This is a genomic window from Butyricicoccus sp. OF10-2 (assembly GCF_003481925.1).
Lineage (GTDB): Bacteria > Bacillota > Clostridia > Oscillospirales > Butyricicoccaceae > Agathobaculum > Agathobaculum butyriciproducens.
On record NZ_QUMC01000060.1, the window covers coordinates 1 to 1601 of the forward strand.

Annotated in this window: 1 pseudogene; it reads right to left on the reverse strand. The window is 58.7% G+C overall.

The annotated features are described in order from the left end of the window. Positions 1-118 precede the first annotated feature (118 nt). Positions 119-1512: pseudogene (gene gltA, locus DXB00_RS16065) on the reverse strand (NADPH-dependent glutamate synthase). Positions 1513-1601 lie beyond the last annotated feature (89 nt).

Genomic DNA, 1601 nt, shown 5'->3' on the forward strand with positions numbered 1-1601 from the left:
GTCAAGATTCGATTGAAAGCGTGGTTTCAATCGAGAGGCTGCTCGAAAAACGGAGTTTTTCGACAGCCTCAAAGAACCTGTCGTAAGACAGGTTCTTTTTCGCATAAGCAAGCAGAAATTACTTGTTCTTATTCTTGATGTACTCGTCCATCGCAGCCGCAGCGCGCTTGCCTGCGCCCATTGCGAGGATAACGGTAGCCGCGCCGGTAACGGCGTCGCCGCCGGCGAATACGCCGTCCTTGGAGGTAATGCCGTGCTCATCGTCAGCCACGATGCAGCCCTTGCGGTTGGTGTCCAGACCCGGAGTCGTGTGACGGATCAGCGGGTTCGGGCTGGTGCCGATTGCCGCGATAACGCAGTCCAGATCAAGCACAAAATCGCTGCCCTCGACCGGAATCGGACGGCGGCGGCCGGATGCGTCAGGCTCGCCCAGCTCCATCTGCTGGCACTTGAGACCGGTGACGTTGAAGTTCTCGTCAGACAGCACCTCGAGCGGAGCGGTCAGGAACTTGAACACAACGCCCTCTTCCTTCGCGTGGTGAATCTCCTCGAGACGAGCCGGAAGCTCCTTCTCAGAACGGCGGTAAACGATGTAAACCTCTTCCGCGCCCATGCGCTTTGCACAGCGGGCAGCATCCATTGCGACGTTGCCGCCGCCGACTACTGCGACCTTCTTGGCGTGGTAGATCGGGGTGTCGGCGTTTGCCTTGTATGCCTTCATCAGATTGATGCGGGTCAGGTATTCGTTTGCGGAGTAAACGCCGTTTGCGTTCTCGCCCGGAACACCGATAAAGGTCGGCAGACCGGCACCGGAGCCTACAAAGATAGCCTCGTAACCGTCACCGAACAGCTCGTCGATGGTCTCAGAACGGCCTACAACGAAGTCAGAACAAACTCAACACCGAGGTCCTTCAGCGTGTCGATTTCCTTCTGCACGATAGCCTTCGGCAGACGGAACTCCGGAATGCCGTACATGAGTACGCCGCCTGCGGTGTGCAGCGCCTCGAAAACGGTAACCTCGTAACCCATACGAGCCAGATCGCCTGCGCAGGTCAGACCGGCCGGGCCTGCACCAACGATGGCAACCTTGTGACCGTTGGATTCCGGCTTTACTGCCTTCTCGGTGCTGTTTTCGCGCGCATAGTCCGCAACGAAACGCTCCAGACGGCCGATGGCTACCGGCTCGCCCTTGATGCCGCGGACACAGTGACACTCGCACTGGCTCTCCTGCGGGCATACACGGCCGCAGACAGCCGGCAGTGCGGAGGTCTCCTTGATCTTGGCAGCCGCCTCGAGGAACTTGCCCTCGGCAACCAGAGCGATGAACTCCGGAATCTTAACCTGTACCGGACAGCCGGTCATGCAGGGCTTGTTCTTGCAGTTCAGGCAGCGCTGTGCTTCCTCGATCGCCATTTCAGCGGTGTAGCCGAGCGTTACCTCTTCAAAGTTCTTATTGCGGACGTCCGGCGCCTGCTCAGGCATCGGGCACTTCTTCGGATTCATATTCGGCATGATTACTTGACCTCCTTCTTGAACAGATTGCAATGCTCCTCGCGGCGCTCTACCGCCGCGCGCTCCTGTGCCTTGTACATGGCACCGCG